Origin of the sequence: Salipiger sp. H15 (genome assembly GCF_040409955.1) — a bacterium.
Classification (GTDB): Bacteria; Pseudomonadota; Alphaproteobacteria; order Rhodobacterales; family Rhodobacteraceae; genus Salipiger.
Genome location: NZ_CP123384.1, coordinates 1,978,871 through 1,994,595, shown reverse-complemented (window position 1 = coordinate 1,994,595; position 15,725 = coordinate 1,978,871). Strand labels below are relative to the sequence as shown.

The following is a 15,725-nucleotide window of genomic DNA, read 5'->3' as shown; positions in this document are numbered from 1 at the left end:
CGCGCCCGGGCGGGCGCGACGGGATGTCATGCGTGGAGGGCCTGTAAGCCGGATTTTGTCCAGGACGGGTTGCCCCGCCCCTGTGCGACCATTCCTCTAGGCCGTACGTTGCCGCACGGCTCAAGCTGCCAACCCGGACCCCTCGGGCTGAAGCGGCCCTGCGGTGATATCCCAGAGGGATCATGCCCGCGCGGGGTCCCTATTTGGCATTGCTCCCGGTGGGGCTTGCCATGCGGGGCCTGTTGCCAGCCCCCCGGTGGGCTCTTACCCCACCGTTTCACCCTTACCGCCCCGAGGGACGGCGGTCTCTTCTCTGTGGCGCTTTCCGTCAGGTTGCCCTGCCCGGGCATTACCCGGCACCGATGCTTCAGCGAGTCCGGACTTTCCTCTCCGGCGGTTGCCCGCCGCAGCGGCCGCCCGGCCCTCCACGCCCGGCTCCCATAGGCGGCGGCGCGGAGGCGGTCAAGCGCCGCGGCGACTCAGCGCGCCGCGGGCAGGCGCATCCAGTCGCGGATCGCGGCGCAGAGGGCGGCGGGATCCTCGAGCATCGGCAGGTGGCCGGTGCCGGGAATCATCCGCAGCACCGCGCCGGGAACCAGCTCTGCGAGCACGCTCTGGCGCTTCTCGGGATAGAGCGTGTCCTGCGTGCCGGCGACGATCATCGTCGGCACGCGCAGCTTGACCATGACCGCCTGCTGGTCGCGCCGCTTCTGCAGGGCGCGCGCCTGCCGCACGAGGATGTCGGGCCCGAATCCCTCGGCCATCTCGCGGACCAGCGCCATGATCTCGGCGCGGAAGGGGCCGGCGGCAAAGCTCTCGCGCGGGAGCAGCCCCTCGATGGCCTCGTCGAACTTGCCGGCGCGGGCCTTGATCACCAGCCGCTCGCGGTCGGCGGCCTGCTGCGGCGTGTCGGCAAGGGGCGAGCTGCCGATCAGCATGAACCGCGCCACCCGGTCGGGCGCGCGGCGTTGCAGCTCGATCGCCACCATGCCGCCGAATCCGCAGCCCGCCAGCGCGAAGCGGCGGGGCAGCACGTCGAGCAGGTTCGAGGCGATCTCCTCGATGCGGTCGCCGAGATGCACCGGCGCGACCATCACCGCCATCTCGTGCGACAGCTCGGCGATCTGCGGCCAGTAGAGCCGCGCGTCGCACATGGATTCGGGCAGCAGGACGAGGGGCTCAGCCATGTGCGCCCCGCAATCCGATCAGTTCCGCGCCTCGCACGGCACAGGCCGCGCGCATCGTTCGCCTTGGGTGAAGCACCAATTCCAGTCTGCCCTGTCGTAAAGCCACGGGACTTTTCGCGGCGCGTCCGGCGCCGGTCCCTGCGGTGCGATTTAGACTAACCGTCGGCGATTCCCAGCGAAAGCCGCACGTCCCGCGACCGGCGGCCAATCGCCGTCGGCTTGCCGCGCCGGGGTCACGCCCGGCTTGGTGCGGCGATGGGCACAGGCCGCGCCGCGGCCATCCCGGTGGCGAGGTGGATCTGCATCCAGACCGCCGCCTCGTCGTAGAGCGACCATTCCCGGCGCAGCCCGGCGGGGCCGAACTCGGCCTGGCTGAAACCCATCACGTGGACCTCGGCGCCGGTGGGCGGTCCGAAGCGGCCCCAACCCTCGTGCCGCCCGGTGAGCGACCAGCGCAGCGCGGCGCGGGGCGGGCGGCGCGCGGCCTCCTCGCCCATGCGGTGGTGCACGGTGAACCGCGCCGAGGGGAAGGCCGCGCGCAGCCCGAGCCAGAAGCGTTCCGCCCCCTCGGGGCCGCGCCGCTGCTCGGCCCCGGGCAGGCAGAGCCAGGCGGCCGGATCGTAGCGCGCGGGGGCGACCGAGAAGCCGCCCGCCATCATCTCCTCGACCAGCGCGGCGAAGCCCATCCCCCAATGGCTGTCGTCGCCCTGCCCGGTGTAGGGGCCCGCCACGTCGACCTCGGGGCGGAAGGGCTGCGTCTCGGGGTCATGGAAGGCGAGGCGCCCGCGCGCCCAGTCGGCCACCGGCAGGCCGATCTGGCGCAGGATCGCGCCGGTGTCGCGCACCGCCCAGAGCTCGGCCACGCGGTTGTCCTTGGCGTGCAGCTCGGCCAGCACCCGGAAGCGCAGCCGCCGCCCGCCGGGCCCGCCGAAGGCCCCCTCGCCGGAATGGGTGGCACTGAAGACCAGCCGCTGCGCCCCGAGGAGCCCGCGCCGGGGCGTGCCGGTGCAGATCACCTCCTCGGTCGCGGCCTCGAGATCCGGCAGGGCGGAGACGAGCTCGAACACCTCGGCGCGGAGGGCGGCGGGGCCGAAGCTGATGCCGCCGGGCCGGCGCAGGATGGCATGGGGGTGCCAGAACCGCTCGGGCGGCTGCGAACCGCCGAGCCCGCGCCGCGACCAGACAAGCTGCGCCAGCTTGCGCAGGTAATCCGGGTAGTCGCGAAATTCCGCATCGAAGCCCTGCACTGCCGCCTCCCTCGCTGGGGCGGCAGGATGCAGGGACGCGGTTAAGAAAGGCTTGCCGGGCGCGGGAGCCTCAGTAGCCGCGCCAGCGGAAGGCGCCGTCCTCGCTGCGCAGGGGCGAGAACGGGTTGTGGGCGATCTCCCAGACATGGCCCTCGGGGTCGGCGAAATAGCCGATGTGCCCGCCCCAGTGCACCGCGCCGCCGGGGCGCAGGATCTTCGCCCCCGCCGCCTCGGCGCTCGCCATCAGCGCATCGACCTCTTCGGCCGAGCCGACGTTATGCGCCAGCGTCATCGCGCCATGACCGAGCGCCTCTGGCTCGACGCCCATGTCCGCGGCCAGCGCATCACGGGAATAGATACCGATCGACTGGCCGAGCAGGTCGAAGACCACCATCCCCTCCATGGCGTCGGCGCGCTGCCAACCCAGAGCCTCGTAGAAGCCCGCCAGCGCCTCGGGGTCGCGGGCGGCGAGCGTGATCAGGCTGATGCGGTGGTCCATCTTTCCTCCTCAGCCGCCGACCTCGAGGATGGCGGTCTCGATGTGATGCAGGTTCTCGGGTTCGGAAAAGCGGTGGTCGGCACCCTTCACCAGCGTCAGGCGCAGGTCGGGGCTGTCGATGTGGTCGAGCAGGCGCAGCGCCGTCTCGCGGCTCACCGCCTCGTCCTCGGTGCCCTGCACCAGCCGCACCGGGAAGGGCATCGGCAGGGGCGCGCGCAGCACGAGGTTCCGGCGCCCGTCCTCGATCAGCTTGCGGGTGACGGCATAGGGATCGCCGTAGGCCGAGGGCAGGTAGACGACGCCCTTCTCCATCACCTCGGCGCGCTCGGCCTCGGAGAAGCCCTCCCAGAAGCTGTCCTCGGAGAAATCGGGCGCGGCGGCGATGCCGACGAAGCCGCGCACATCTTTCAGCCGCCGGGTCAACAGGCTGGCGATCCAGCCGCCCATCGAGGAGCCGACGAGGATCAGCGGGCCGGAGGTGACATGCTCGATCACCGCCTGAGCGTCCGCCGCCCAGTCGCCGATGCAGCCTTCCTCGAAGGCGCCGCCGGACTGGCCGTGGCCCGAGTAGTCGAGCCGCAGGAAGGCGCGGCCGCGCGCCTTGGCCCAGGCTTCGAGATGCACGGCCTTGGTGCCCTCCATGTCCGACTTGTAGCCCGACAGGAAGACCACGGTCGGCCCCTCCCCCGGCGTGTGGACATAGGCGAGGCGGTAATCGGGCATGTCGAGGTACTGGGTCATCGGTCCTTGCGCATTCGGGGGCGGGTGTCGGCGCCAACCTGACGCCTTGCCCGGCGCGAGGCAAGGGGGGCGGCGCGGGCCCTGCCGGCGGGCGGAGTGTCGCCACCCGCCCCGCCACGCTGCCACAAAGATGTTGGACGCCGGGCCGGTTTGCGTCACACTGTCCTTACCTTTTTTACAAGTCCATTTTTCAGGAGACATAGTCATGGCAGGTACTGCCACCCCGGCGGCGACTCCGCCGCACACGACCCCTATTGCAGCCCATGACATCCTCGGCGCCTTCGAGGCGATGCGGGTCGATCTCGGCGCGCGGCAGCATCCGGCACCGGCTCTGCAGGTCGAGTTCGTCATCGCCAACGACACCGAACTGGACTGGCATCTGATGGGCAACGCGCTGCATGCCGGGGCCTGGCTCGAGGACGCGCTGCCGCCCGAGGGGATCGCCCGGTTCCAGGCCGTGGGCGCCACGGTCGAGAATCCGAAGGGCGGCGTCGGGGCCTCGCTCGGGTTCCGCCATGACTTCCGCGACGAGACCGCCGGGATGCTCAGCGCCTTTTTCATCGTCTTCGGCGCCAGCCCCAAGGCGACCTCGGACCGGGTCGAGCTCTATTCGGGGGTGATGCCCAAGGCGGCGCTCGACGGCATGGCCCATGACGGCGACGAGTTCGTGCTGCGGATCGGCGAGAAGCTCGAGGACCGCGGTGGCTCGCGCCGGGCGCAGCACCAGCACATCACGCTGGGCGATCTCGACCTTGCGCTGACCGCGACCTATTCCGGCACGGTGCCGGGGATCGTCGAGCTGGCGATCACCCGCGTCTGACGCCCCCTTTCCCAGCGCGCAGGCAGGTGCGGCCATGACCGTCGAGTACATCCGCTACAGCGTCCCGGCGGACCAGCAGGAGGCCTTCCTGCGCGACTATGCCGCCGCCCGCGCGCCGCTGCTGCGCTCGCCCTACGCGCTCGAGTTCGAGATCTGCCAGTGCGACGAGGACCCGGCGCAGTTCATCCTGCGCATCCTCTGGACCTCGGCCGAGGATCACATGGAGAAGTTCCGGGGCAGCGAAGAGTTCCGCGAGTTCTTCGGCCACATCCGGCCCTACCTCGGGATGATCGAGGAGATGCGCCACTACACCCCGCGCTAGTCCGGCGCGGCACGGAAAAGGGGCGGGAGTTGCCTCCCGCCCCTTTCGGCAGTCCGGTGAGTGACGCGGCTCAGAGCTGCGCCATGACCTCGTCGGACGCCTCGAAGTTGGTGGTGACGCGCTGCACGTCGTCGTCGTCTTCCAGCGCATCCACGAGCTTCATCAGGGACTGCATGCCCTCGAGGTCGAGCTCGGTGGTGGTCTGCGGCTTCCAGACGAGCTTGGTCGAGTCCGACTCGCCCAGCTCGGCTTCGAGCGCGGTGGCGACGTCGTTCAGGTCGGTGTCGGCGCAGTAGATCACGTGGCTCTCGGGCGAGCTTTCCACGTCATCGGCACCGGCTTCGATCGCCGCCATCATCACCGTGTCGGCATCGCCGACCGAGGCGGGGTAGACGATCTCGCCCATGCGGTCGAACATGAAGCCGACCGAACCGGTCTCGCCGAGGTTGCCGCCGTTCTTGGTGAAGGTCGAGCGCACGTTCGACGCGGTGCGGTTGCGGTTGTCGGTCATCGCCTCGACGATCACCGCCACGCCGTTCGGGCCGTAGCCCTCGTAGCGGATTTCCTCGTAATCATCGCCCTCGCCACCGGTCGCCTTCTTGATGGCGCGCTCGATGTTGTCCTTGGGCATGGACTGCGACTTGGCTTCCTTGATCGCAAGGCGCAGGCGCGGGTTCTTGTCGGGATCGGGGTCGCCCATCTTGGCGGCGACGGTGATCTCCTTCGAGAACTTCGAGAAGAGCTTGGCGCGCACCGCGTCCTGACGGCCCTTGCGGTGCTGGATGTTTGCCCATTTGGAATGGCCGGCCATGGGGGACCTCTTGCCTCGTCTGAGTAGTGAATGTGGATTATCGCGGTCTCATACCGCACAGCCCCCCGCCCCCGCAAGCCCGGAGCCCCTGATTCCAAGGGATCCGGGCGCGCGGGTCAGAGCGGGAAGAAGAGCGGGATCAGCGCCGCGGCGAGAATGCCCATCGACAGGTTGAGCGGCACCCCGATCTTCAGGAAGTCGGAGAAGCGGTAGCCGCCCGGCCCGTAGACCAGCGTGTTGGTCTGGTAGCCGATCGGCGTGGCGAAGCTGCAGGAGGCCGCCACCATCACCGCGACCACCAGCGGGCGCGCGTCGATGCCGAGGTGATGCGCAAGCCCGATGGCGATCGGGGTGACCACGACGGCGACGGCGTTGTTGCTCACCGCCTCGGTCAGGATCGAGGTCATCAGGAACACCGCCCAGACCAGCAGCGGCCCCGGCAGCGATTCCAGCAGCGGCGCGACGGCGCTGACGATGAGCTGCACCGCCCCCGAGCTTTCCAGCGCCGCGCCGATGGCGAGCATGGCGAAGATCAGCGCCAGCAGCTGGCCCTCGACGAAGGAGAAGGCCTCCTCGCTGTCGATGCAGCGGGTGAAGAGCACCACCGCCACGGCGATCACCGCGAGCGCGAGGATCGGCGCGACGCCGAGCGCGGCCAGCAGCACGATCCCGGCCATGGCGCCGATCGCCACCGGCGCGTGGCCACGGCGGAAGGCCCGGGCCGAGGGGCGCGAGACGTCGACCAGCGCCATTTCCTCGGCAAGGCGCTTGATGTCCTCGGGCGCGCCTTCCAGCAGCAGCGTGTCACCGACGCGCACGACGAGCTCGTCGATCTTGCGGCCGATGTTCTGGTTCCGGCGGTGCACCGCCAGCGGGTAGACCCCGAAGCGGCGGCGCAGGCGCAGCCCGCCGAGGCTGCGGCCGACCATCTTGCAGCCGGGCGAGATCAGCACCTCGACCGTGGTGGTCTCCTTGGCCGAGACCTGGTCGACGCGCTTCAGCGACTTGTTGCGCTGGAGCGACAGCAGTTCAGTCATCTGGGTGCGCAGGACCACGCGGTCGCCGACCTGCAGCGTCACGCCCTCGAGGTTGCGGCGCAGCGATTCATCGCCGCGCACCACGTCGACCAGCCGCACGCCCTCGCGCTTGAACAGCTGCACGCCCAGCACCTCGCGGCCGATGAGGTCCGAATCCGGCGGGATCACCGCCTCGGTGAAGAACTTCATGCGCGAGCGGTCCGAGAGCATCCCCGCCATGGAATGCCGGTCGGGCAGCAGGAAGCGCCCCACCAGCGTCAGGTAGAGCATCCCCCAGGCCACGAGGATGACCGCCAGCGGCGTCACCTCGAAGATGGTGAAGGCCTCGAGCCCCTGCGCCCGCGCCACGCCGTCCACCAGCAGGTTGGTCGAGGTGCCGATGAGCGTGGTGGTGCCGCCGAGGATCGCCGCGTAGCTCAGCGGGATCAGCAGCTTGGAGGGCTGCACCCCGAGCGATTTCGAGATCTGCACGAAGACCGGCAGCATCAGAACCACCACCGGCGTGTTGTTCATGAAGGCCGAGGCGAGGATCACCACGCCCATGATGACCGCCATCGCCTTCTTCGGCCGCCGCTGGACCTGCGCCTGCGCATAGGTGGCGAAGGTGTCGAGCGCGCCGGTGCGCACCAGCGCCCCCATCACCACGAACATCGCCGCGATGGTCCAGGGCGCCGGGTTCGACAGCACCGCGAGCGCGTCCTGGTAGGGCAGAACGCCGAGCGCCAGCAGGACGGCGGTGCCGCCTATGGCCACGACCTCGGTCGGATAGGTCTCGCGGATGAAGAGGACAAACATCGCCAGCACCGTGGCAATCGTTACCCAGGCCTGCGCGGTCTGGCTCAGATCGAGAAAATTCATGCCTTCACTTTGCCTGTCACGTCACTTTGCCTGTCACGTCGCGCCCGGACCCATTCATAACGCAAGGATCGGCGCTTACAAGAAACCGGCGCGGGCGCGGCTGCACCAGCGCCATACCTGCCAACATCATGAGCAGCGCCCCCCAGATCGCCCCCGTATAGCTCTCGCCGAGCACGAGCATCGCCCAGAGAAGCCCGAAAAGCGTTACCAGATAACTGACCTGCACCGCGAAGACCGCGCCCGAGGCCGCGACCACCGCCACGTAGCCCGAGTAGGCCAGCGCGTGGATCGCCGAGCCCGCCATGATCGCGAAGTCCGGCGCGCTCCAGGGCAGGCGCGGGTCGATGAACTGGCCGGTGAGCAGCGCCGCCGGCAGGGCGATCATCGCCCCCAGCGCCGAGGCCCCGGCCAGCAGTTTCACCGGGTCGAGCCCGCGCGTGCCCCAGCGCCCGACCACGTTGCCCTCGAGCGCGTAGAAGACCGAGGAGATCAGCGCCACAGGGATCCAGCGCGCCATGCCGGGCTCGGGCAGGCTCGTCTCGGGCAGCACCAGCAGCGCCACCGCCCCGAGCCCCAGCGAGAGCCCCGCGACCCGGCGCCACGAGAAGCGGTCGTTGCCGAGCGCCAGCGCCAGCGGGAAGGTGAACATCGGCACCGCGGAGAGCAGGATCGAGATCAGCCCCGAGGGCAGGTGCACGGCGGCGGTGTAGGAGGAGATGCCGGGCAGCACCGTTCCCGCCAGCGCCACGAAGAGCAGCAGCGGCAGGTCAGCCCGGGCAAAGCGCAGGCTGCGCCCGCGCAGCAGCGTCACCGTGCCGAGCAGCAGCGCGCCGAGCGCGAGTTGCCAGAACAGGATGCCGACGTGGCGATAGCCCTCGGAAACGGCGATCTTGGCCAGGGGCTGTCCCGCCCCCCAGAGCGCCCCGACACCGATCAGCGCAAGAAAGGGCCAGGCCCGGCGCATCATCAGGGCCCGGCCTGCTCCAGCCGCCCGCCCTGACGCACCATGCGCACCGAGACGGCCTTGCCGGTGCGGTCATCGGTCTCGACCAGCACGCCCGACAGCGTCGCCTCGCCGAGCGCCGGCTGGAACCGGGTCTTGCCCATGCCGGTGACGAAGCGGCGCATCGGCTCGGCCTTGTCCATGCCGATCACCGAGTTGTAGTCGCCGCACATGCCCGCGTCGGTCAGGTAGCCGGTGCCGCCCGGCAGGATCTGCGCGTCGCCGGTCGGCACGTGGGTATGGGTGCCGACGACGAGGCTGGCGCGCCCGTCGCAGAAGTGGCCCATGCCCATCTTTTCCGAGGTCGCCTCGCAATGCACGTCGACGAGGATCATCTGCGCCTGCCCGCCGAGCGGGTGGCGCCGCAGCACCTCGTCCACCGCCGAGAAGGGATCGGCGAAGGCGCGTTTCATGAAGACCTGCCCCAGCACCTGCAGCACCAGCACCTTGCGGCCGCGCCGGTCGGTGTAGAGCGCGGCGCCGCGCCCCGGCGCCTGCTTGGCATAGTTCAGCGGGCGGATGATGCGCGGCTCGCTCTCGATGTAGGTGAGCATCTCCTTCTGGTCGAAGGCATGGTCGCCCAGCGTCACAACGTCGGCCCCGGCCTCGAGAATCAGCTTCGCGTGGGCGCCGGTGAGCCCGGTGCCGCTCGAGGCGTTCTCGCCGTTGACCACGACGAAATCGAGTTTCCAGTCTTCGCGCAGGCGGGGAAGGGTCTCGGCGATGGCGGCCCGCCCGGCGCGGCCCATCACGTCCCCAAGAAAGAGTGTTCTCATGTGAGCATGGGTACGCGCCACGAGCGGGAAAGCAAAGCCCCTTTCGCTTGCCGCAAGTTGCGCGGGCGGCACGGCTCCGCCGGGCGTATTTGGAAAGAGAAGAAGGGGCGGACGGCGGTCCCTGCCGCTACCGGCAGCGCAGCGCCGCCTCGGAGCGCGGCTGCGACCAGGGGCCGAGATCGCGCAGCGCGAGGCGCGTGCCGTCGAGCCGCGCCGCGACGAGGCGGGAGAAATCGCCGTCGGCCAGCACCATCTCCGGCCCCGCGCCGCAGTCCCGGAGCCCGCCCGCGATGAAGTCCCAGCCGATGCGGTGATTGGTGAGGCCGGGCTGCGCCGCGACCTCGCGCAGCAGCGGATCGCCCTGGCGGTAGCGCACGACGCGCAGGGTCTTGGCGAGGTGCGGGCGGTCGACATAGGCCAGCTCCAGCGCGCCGTCACCGTCGAGGTCGGCGCCGCCGAGCGGCGCCAGCCAGCGGTTCGGCTGGCCGATGAACGGGGTCGCGGCCAGAAGGCCCTTTTGGGTGTAGAGCGCCAGCCGGGCACCTTGCGCGAGGTCGCTCTCGACCACCAGCGCGGCGAAGCCGCCGCCGGGGAGCGCGAGCAGGCGCGGCGCGATGTCCTCGAAGACGCGGGTCTCGGGAAGCCGGATCAGGGCGCCGCCTCCGGGTCCCTCGATCCGCAGCGCACCCCATTCCACCGCGTCACCGAGCACGCCGTGATCGTAGCGCGTCGTGGGCTCGGCGTAGCGGGCGGAGGGCTCCTCGGCGCGCGGCGCGCCGGGGAGAAGGCTCAGCGCCAGCCCGAGGGCCAGCGCCGCGCGCGGGGCGCGGTCGGGGCCGCGCCGGGAGGCAGGCGTGCGCCTCAGATCTGCTTTTCCGGCATCTGCACGACGAGGCCGTCGAGCGCGTCGGTCACCTTGAGCTGGCAGGTCAGGCGCGAGCGGTCGGGATCGGGCTGGAAGGCGAAGTCGAGCATGTCCTCTTCCATGTCGTCCTTCGGCGGCAGCTTCTCGATCCAGTCGGGGTGCACGTAGACATGGCAGGTCGAGCAGGCGCAGGCGCCGCCGCAATCGGCCTCGATGCCGGGGATGTTGTTGTCGCGCGCGCCTTCCATCACGGTCAGGCCGTTCGGAACCTCCACGACATGCTCGGTGCCGCCAAACTCGATATAGGTGATCTTCGCCATCGGCCTTGTCTCCATCATTCGTCAGGGCGCGTTGTAGCCTTCGTCATGGGGGCGGGTCCAGAGGTCAGCGCAGGGCTGCCGCGCCGAAATGCGTGTGATCCGTGCCGCGCTTGCCGGGCGGGCGCCCGCCGCCGCCTTTCGCGCCGCGGCGGCTGTTGCTAGGCTCCGCCGCAAAAGACCGCACGAGGCCCGAGACATGTCCCCCACCCTGCCCCGCCGACGTGCGGTTTGCCTGCCGGTGCTGCTGGCGCTGTTGGCCGCCTGCACCGCGCCGCAGACCGCCGACGAGGAGGCGCCGCTGCCCACCGAGAGGGCGGCGGACGGCAGCTGCTGGGCGCGCGAGCACGTGCCGGCGATCTACGAGCAGGTGGCGGGCGAGGTGCTGGTGGTGCAGGCCGAGATCGCCGAGGACGGCACGGTGCTGCGCGCACCGATCTACCGCCGCACGCAGGTGCCGAAGCTCGTCCGCCCGCGCGGCGAGCTGCGCTTCGAGGCGCCCTGCCCGGCGCAGATGACGCCGGAGTTCATCGCCTCGGTTCAGCGGGCATTGGCGGCGCGCGGCGAGTTCGCCGGCGCGGCGAGCGGCGAGATGGACGCGCCGACGCGCGCCGCGATCCGCCGCTACCAGTCGGCGCGCGGGCTCGACAGCGGCCAGCTCTCGCTCGAGACGGCGAAGGCGCTGGGGCTGGTCGCCGTGGACCTTTCCGAGATCGAGGATTCGGGCATCTGAACAAGGGGTTGCGGGGCACCCCTCATCTCATGCACAAAATCTGGGCAGAACATCCAGAGAACATCGTAATTTCGTTAAATTTGGCGCGCGATTTTCGGCGGATTTTCGCCGGTTCCCGAAATGTCGAATTTTCTTCGCTTTGAGGTTTTTACTCATCTTTGCATTGTGATGCCGACCAGCCGCGAGAAAAGCGGCAAAGAGCAGTGACAACACCGAGGGACAAGATGAGCGTGAACCGCGACGCCGCACGGAAGTGCGGATTGCCGATTATTTGTGCAATCCTGCTGATGACCGCCGCCTGCTCGCGTCCCGTCCCGGAGATGCAGACCCTGTCCGATCTCGGCCTCGACGAGGGCCGCCAGGAGCTGGCGCTGCGCGAAGCCGAAGCGCTGCAGTCCCGCGGCCAGCGCGTCTGGTGCGTGCCTTTCGCCCGCAATCTCAGCGGCATCGACATCCGCGGCAATGCCGAGACCTGGTGGGGCCAGGCCAAGGACCTCTACGCCCGCGGCAAGGAGCCGGAGATCGGCTCGGTCATGGCCTTCAGCAAGACGCGCGCGATGCCGATGGGCCACGTGGCGGTGGTCTCGGACGTGGTCTCGCCGCGCGAGGTGCTGGTCGATCACGCCAACTGGCGCCGCAACGAGATCTCGCTGAAGATGGCGGTGGTCGATGTCTCCGCCTCCAACGACTGGTCCGAGGTGCGCGTCGAGAGCAACCCCGGCACCTTCGGCAGCACCTACCCGGTGAACGGCTTCATCTACCCGACCCGGCTGCGCTGAGCCCTGTTTCGGCTCTTCCCGAAATTCCGAAATCCCGAAATGACGAACAGCGCGGACCTTCTGGCCGCGCTGCTTTGTTTTTGCCTGATCGGGATGCCGGTGAAGGGCGCGCCGCAGGCGCCGCGCCCCTGAGCGCCGGTCAGTCGTCGGCGACGCAGACCTGGCTCTGGGTGCCGAGCCCGTCGATGCCGAGCTCGACCTTGTCGCCCGCCTTGAGATAGCGCGGCGGCTTGAAGCCGAGGCCGACGCCCGGAGGCGTGCCGGTCGAGATGATGTCGCCGGGCTCGAGGGTGAAGAACTGCGACAGGTAGGAGACGAGGAAGGGCACGCGGTAGACCATGGTGGCGGTCGAGCCGTTCTGCACGCGCTCGCCGTTCACCTCGAGCCACATGCCGAGGTTGTCGAAATCGCCGACCTCGTCCGGGGTCACCAGCCAGGGGCCGGTCGGGCCGAAGTTGTCCGAGGACTTGCCCTTCACCCACTGGCCGGCGCGCTCGGCCTGGAATTCCCGCTCGGAGACGTCGTTGATCAGGCAGAAGCCCGCGACGTGATCCATCGCGTCCTCTTCCTTGACGTATTTCGCGGTCTTGCCGATGACGAAGCCGAGCTCGACCTCCCAGTCGGTCTTGACCGAGTTGCGGGGGATGATGATCGGATCGTTCGGGCCGCAGATCGCCGAGGTGAACTTGGCGAAGATCACCGGCTCGGGCGGCACGGCCATGCCGCTCTCGGCGGCGTGGTCGGCGTAGTTGAGGCCGATGCAGATGAACTTGCGGGTGCCGCCGACGCAGGCGCCGTAGCGCTGCTCGCCCTCGACCAGCGGCAGCGAGGCCGGGTCGATCGACTTCAGCCTGTCGAGGTCCGCGAGCATGTCGCCGGCGATGTCGGCCACGTGGCCCGACAGGTCGCGCAGCTTGCCATCGGCGTCAATCATTGCGGGTTTCTCGGCGCCGCGTGCGCCGTAACGTGCGAGTTTCATGGGGAGTTCCTTCTTGAAGTCCTAGGTGGTCCAGCCGCCGTCGATGACATGGGCCTGACCGGTGGTGAAACCGGATTCGTCGGAGGCGAGGTAGGCGACCAGCGCGGCCACCTCGTTCGGGTCGCCGACCCGGCCCATCGGCTGGCGGCCGATGAAGGCCTTGAGCGCGCCCTCGTAATCGCCGGTGTCGCGCAGGCGCTGGTGCAGCGAGGGGCTGTCGACCGTGCCCGGGCAGATGGCGTTGCAGCGGATGCCCTGGGTCACGTAATCGGCGGCGACGCCCTTGGTGAGCCCCACCACGGCGGCCTTCGAGGCCGAGTAGACCAGCCGGTTGACCGGGCCGGTGATCGGGCCCGCGACCGAGGACATGTTGATGATCGAGCCGCCGCCGTTCTCGAGCATGGCCGGAAGGAAGGCGCGGATCATGCGGAACTGCGCCTTGGCGTTGAGGTTGAAGGCGAAGTCCCACTGCTCCTCGGTCGCGTCGAGAAGCGTGCCCGCGTGCACGACGCCCGCGCAGTTGAAGAGCACGTCGATGGTGCCGGTCTCGGCGGCGAAGGCCTTGATCGCCTCGCCATCGAGCACGTCGAGCTTCTTCGCGGTGATGCCCGCGATCCCGTCAAGCTCGGCCAGCGCCGCCTCGTTGATGTCGGTGGCGATGACCTCGGCGCCCTCGGCGGCGAAACGTTCGGCCGTAGCGCGGCCGATCCCCTGCCCGGCGGCGGTGATGACCGCCCTCTTCCCGGCAAGTCTTTGTTGAAGGTTCATTCTTCCTCCTTGTGCATCCTGCATCATGCGGCCGGCAGACAGGCCGGGCCAATGGGCTCGAAGCTCTTGTAGGTCAGGATGAACTCCCGGTGCCCCAGGGCTTCGGACTTGGTTTGCGCGCCGCCCGCCACAGCGACCACGAGATCGCGGATCTCGCGGCCGACCTCCTCGATGCTGCGCGTCCCTTCTATGATGTCCCCGGCGTTCACGTCCATGTCCTCGGACAGATTCCGGTAGGTATCGGGGTTGGCGCAGATCTTGATGACCGGAGAAATGGCGGATCCGACCACCGAGCCGCGCCCGGTGACAAAGAGCGACAGATGCGCGCCGCTGGCGATCATCTCGACGATTTCGGCATTGTCCGAAATGTTCGGGAAGCCGAAGCGCACGTCGCCGTCGGGCACCACGTCCATCAGGTAGAGCCCGCCGCGCGGCGGCACGTCGCCGGGCTTGATCAGGCCCGAGATCGGGCTGTCGCCGGATTTGACATAGGCGCCAAGGCTTTTTTCCTCGATGGTCGAGAGCCCGCCCGCGGCGTTGCCCGCGGCAAAGCTGCCGTAGCCGAGCGTCGCGTAGTAGCGCTCGGCCTTCTGAACGCTCTGGCGCAGCAGGTCGCCAAGCTCGGGGGTCACGGCGCGCTCGGCCATGATCTCCTCGCAGCCGATGAGCTCGCCGGTCTCCTCGAAGATGCAGGCGGCCCCCTCCCCCACCAGCAGGTCGAAGGCCTTGCCCGCCGCCGGGTTGCCGGAGATGCCCGAGGTGCCGTCGGAGCCGCCGCAGACCGTGCCGATGACCAGCTCGTCCACGCCCATGGCAACGCGCGGGACCGAGGCGACCTCGGCCAGCGCGCCGCGCACCCAGTCGCGGCCGAGCTGCACGGTCGAGGCGGTTCCCCCCGCCTTCTGGATCACCAGCGTCTTCACCGGCCGGCCCGAGGCCGAGACGGCCTCGGAGGCGCGCACCTTGTCGAAGCTCTCGCAGCCGAGGCTGACGAAGAGCACCGCGCCGACGTTGGGATGGGTGCAGAGCCGGTCCATCATCCGCGCGGCGTAGTCATTGGGGTAGCAGCCGGGGAAGCCGATCAGCTGCACGTCTTCTTCGGGAAACCCGGAAACGATCTTCGAGGCGACGAAATGCGCGCATTCCACGAGGTAGGCGACGACCACCGTGTTGCGAATGCCCTTTCGCCCGTCCTGCCGCAGCCAGCCCTTCATTGCGCCACCGCCGCCGACAGGCCGTCGGCGTCCTGCAGCATGTGGGTGGGCGTGTAGGCCGAGCGGATGTTGTGAACGTGCACATGCGCGCCTGCCGGGATCGGCTCGGTCGCGATGCCGATGGGCATGCCGTATTTCAGGATGCGGTCGCCCGCGGCAATGTCGTGCCGGGCGATCTTGTGGGCCAGCGGGATCAGGCGGGAGAGCGTCACCGCCCCGCCTTCGAGCGGCACCCCGGTGCCCTCGGGCGCGTTGGCGCGGGCGACGAGCACGTTGTCCTGCGGGCTCAGCAGCAGGAAGGGGCCGATCATGGCGCTGCGGGTCTTCGGGGCGGGCTCAGTCATGATGGAAGACCTCCTCGGCCTCGGCCCACCATTCGCCCTCGGCCCGGGTCTCGAGCGGGCGCTGCAGCGGCATGTTATGCGACCACCACTCCTGCGTCACCGGGTCGGCCGCCATCTTCGCCATGTCCGCCGCGAAGTCATTTCCGACATACTCGAAATAGGCAAAGAGCAGGTTCTCGGGCTCCTTCAGGAAGATCGAGTAATTGCGGATGTTGCAGGCGGAAATCATCTCGAGCACCTGCGGCCAGACGGCGGCGTGCAGGCGCTTGTACTCGGCGATCCCTTCGGCATCGACGGCGATGATCTGGCCGTGGCGTTGGGCACTCATGTCAGGTCCTCGGCATTGCGGGCTGTGGCGCGGTCCGGATCCTGCGGCGCAGGCAATATTCATATCCGGATGTTTCATTCATATCTAAACGTCAGCC

19 protein-coding genes and 1 other RNA gene are annotated in these 15,725 nt (G+C 69.3%); 4 read left to right on the top strand and 16 right to left on the bottom strand.

The genetic code is table 11. The features are described 5' to 3' along the window. Window positions 1–28: 28 nt before the first annotated feature. The 5 genes from rnpB to PVT71_RS09770 form a co-directional block, all read right to left on the bottom strand. An RNA gene (gene rnpB, locus PVT71_RS09790) (RNase P RNA component class A) lies at window positions 29–429 on the bottom strand. Window positions 430–479: 50 nt separating this feature from the next. Beyond that, complete coding sequence (locus PVT71_RS09785) at window positions 480–1,187, bottom strand: alpha/beta fold hydrolase (RefSeq protein WP_353471598.1); 708 nt, start codon at window positions 1,185–1,187, stop codon at window positions 480–482. Window positions 1,188–1,420: 233 nt separating this feature from the next. Next, window positions 1,421–2,434 (bottom strand): ester cyclase, encoded by a 1,014-nt coding sequence (locus PVT71_RS09780; protein WP_353471597.1) that lies wholly within the window; start codon window positions 2,432–2,434, stop codon window positions 1,421–1,423. Between the two features lie 70 nt (window positions 2,435–2,504). After that, a complete protein-coding gene (locus PVT71_RS09775) occupies window positions 2,505–2,933 on the bottom strand; it encodes a VOC family protein (protein ID WP_353471596.1) in 429 nt (142 codons plus the stop codon). Between the two features lie 9 nt (window positions 2,934–2,942). After that, a complete protein-coding gene (locus PVT71_RS09770; protein WP_353471595.1) occupies window positions 2,943–3,674 on the bottom strand; it encodes an alpha/beta hydrolase in 732 nt (243 codons plus the stop codon). A gap of 205 nt (window positions 3,675–3,879) precedes the next feature. Between PVT71_RS09770 and PVT71_RS09765 the strand changes: the two genes are divergently transcribed. Together PVT71_RS09765 and PVT71_RS09760 are read left to right on the top strand one after the other, a co-directional pair. Further along, window positions 3,880–4,494, top strand: coding sequence for a hypothetical protein (locus PVT71_RS09765; RefSeq protein WP_353471594.1), 615 nt, complete (start codon window positions 3,880–3,882; stop codon window positions 4,492–4,494). A gap of 34 nt (window positions 4,495–4,528) precedes the next feature. Continuing rightward, window positions 4,529–4,816, top strand: coding sequence for an antibiotic biosynthesis monooxygenase family protein (locus PVT71_RS09760; protein ID WP_353471593.1), 288 nt, complete (start codon window positions 4,529–4,531; stop codon window positions 4,814–4,816). A 70-nt stretch (window positions 4,817–4,886) separates the two neighbouring features. Here PVT71_RS09760 and PVT71_RS09755 read toward each other — a convergent pair whose 3' ends face one another. The 6 genes from PVT71_RS09755 to PVT71_RS09730 form a co-directional block, all read right to left on the bottom strand. Next, the gene (locus PVT71_RS09755; protein ID WP_353471592.1) at window positions 4,887–5,627 is read right to left on the bottom strand and encodes a YebC/PmpR family DNA-binding transcriptional regulator; all 741 of its coding nucleotides are present in this window, start codon (window positions 5,625–5,627) and stop codon (window positions 4,887–4,889) included. Window positions 5,628–5,743: 116 nt separating this feature from the next. Then, window positions 5,744–7,522, bottom strand: coding sequence for an SLC13 family permease (locus PVT71_RS09750; RefSeq protein ID WP_353471591.1), 1,779 nt, complete (start codon window positions 7,520–7,522; stop codon window positions 5,744–5,746). A 16-nt stretch (window positions 7,523–7,538) separates the two neighbouring features. Continuing rightward, window positions 7,539–8,489: a DMT family transporter gene (locus PVT71_RS09745; RefSeq protein ID WP_353471590.1), complete on the bottom strand. Its 951-nt coding sequence runs from the start codon at window positions 8,487–8,489 to the stop codon at window positions 7,539–7,541. Then, the gene (locus PVT71_RS09740) at window positions 8,489–9,301 is read right to left on the bottom strand and encodes a TIGR00282 family metallophosphoesterase (protein ID WP_353471589.1); all 813 of its coding nucleotides are present in this window, start codon (window positions 9,299–9,301) and stop codon (window positions 8,489–8,491) included. Before PVT71_RS09740 ends, PVT71_RS09745 begins: the two co-directional genes overlap by 1 nt. 127 nt (window positions 9,302–9,428) lie before the next feature. Further along, window positions 9,429–10,013: a VCBS repeat-containing protein gene (locus PVT71_RS09735; RefSeq protein WP_353471588.1), complete on the bottom strand. Its 585-nt coding sequence runs from the start codon at window positions 10,011–10,013 to the stop codon at window positions 9,429–9,431. 149 nt (window positions 10,014–10,162) lie between these two features. Beyond that, window positions 10,163–10,486 (bottom strand): 2Fe-2S iron-sulfur cluster-binding protein, encoded by a 324-nt coding sequence (locus tag PVT71_RS09730; RefSeq protein ID WP_353471587.1) that lies wholly within the window; start codon window positions 10,484–10,486, stop codon window positions 10,163–10,165. Window positions 10,487–10,682: 196 nt separating this feature from the next. Here PVT71_RS09730 and PVT71_RS09725 point away from each other — a divergent pair, with 196 nt between their 5' ends. Further along, the gene (locus PVT71_RS09725; RefSeq protein WP_353471586.1) at window positions 10,683–11,216 is read left to right on the top strand and encodes a peptidoglycan-binding domain-containing protein; all 534 of its coding nucleotides are present in this window, start codon (window positions 10,683–10,685) and stop codon (window positions 11,214–11,216) included. 287 nt (window positions 11,217–11,503) lie between these two features. Further along, the gene (locus PVT71_RS09720) at window positions 11,504–11,995 is read left to right on the top strand and encodes a CHAP domain-containing protein (protein ID WP_353473864.1); all 492 of its coding nucleotides are present in this window, start codon (window positions 11,504–11,506) and stop codon (window positions 11,993–11,995) included. A 139-nt stretch (window positions 11,996–12,134) separates the two neighbouring features. Here PVT71_RS09720 and PVT71_RS09715 read toward each other — a convergent pair whose 3' ends face one another. The 5 genes from PVT71_RS09715 to PVT71_RS09695 are packed head-to-tail and all read right to left on the bottom strand — an operon-like array spanning window position 12,135 to window position 15,628. Next, window positions 12,135–12,974, bottom strand: a complete 840-nt coding sequence (locus PVT71_RS09715) for a fumarylacetoacetate hydrolase family protein (protein ID WP_353471585.1) — start codon at window positions 12,972–12,974, stop codon at window positions 12,135–12,137. 21 nt (window positions 12,975–12,995) lie between these two features. Further along, window positions 12,996–13,742 (bottom strand): SDR family oxidoreductase, encoded by a 747-nt coding sequence (locus PVT71_RS09710; protein ID WP_353471584.1) that lies wholly within the window; start codon window positions 13,740–13,742, stop codon window positions 12,996–12,998. A gap of 23 nt (window positions 13,743–13,765) precedes the next feature. Next, window positions 13,766–14,956: a UxaA family hydrolase gene (locus tag PVT71_RS09705; RefSeq protein ID WP_353471583.1), complete on the bottom strand. Its 1,191-nt coding sequence runs from the start codon at window positions 14,954–14,956 to the stop codon at window positions 13,766–13,768. After that, window positions 14,953–15,300 carry a UxaA family hydrolase gene (locus PVT71_RS09700; protein ID WP_353471582.1) on the bottom strand — a complete coding sequence of 116 codons (348 nt, stop codon included), beginning with the start codon at window positions 15,298–15,300 and terminating at the stop codon, window positions 14,953–14,955. Before PVT71_RS09700 ends, PVT71_RS09705 begins: the two co-directional genes overlap by 4 nt. Further along, window positions 15,293–15,628 (bottom strand): L-rhamnose mutarotase, encoded by a 336-nt coding sequence (locus tag PVT71_RS09695; protein ID WP_353471581.1) that lies wholly within the window; start codon window positions 15,626–15,628, stop codon window positions 15,293–15,295. The genes PVT71_RS09700 and PVT71_RS09695 overlap by 8 nt, the downstream gene beginning before the upstream one ends. Window positions 15,629–15,725 lie beyond the last annotated feature (97 nt).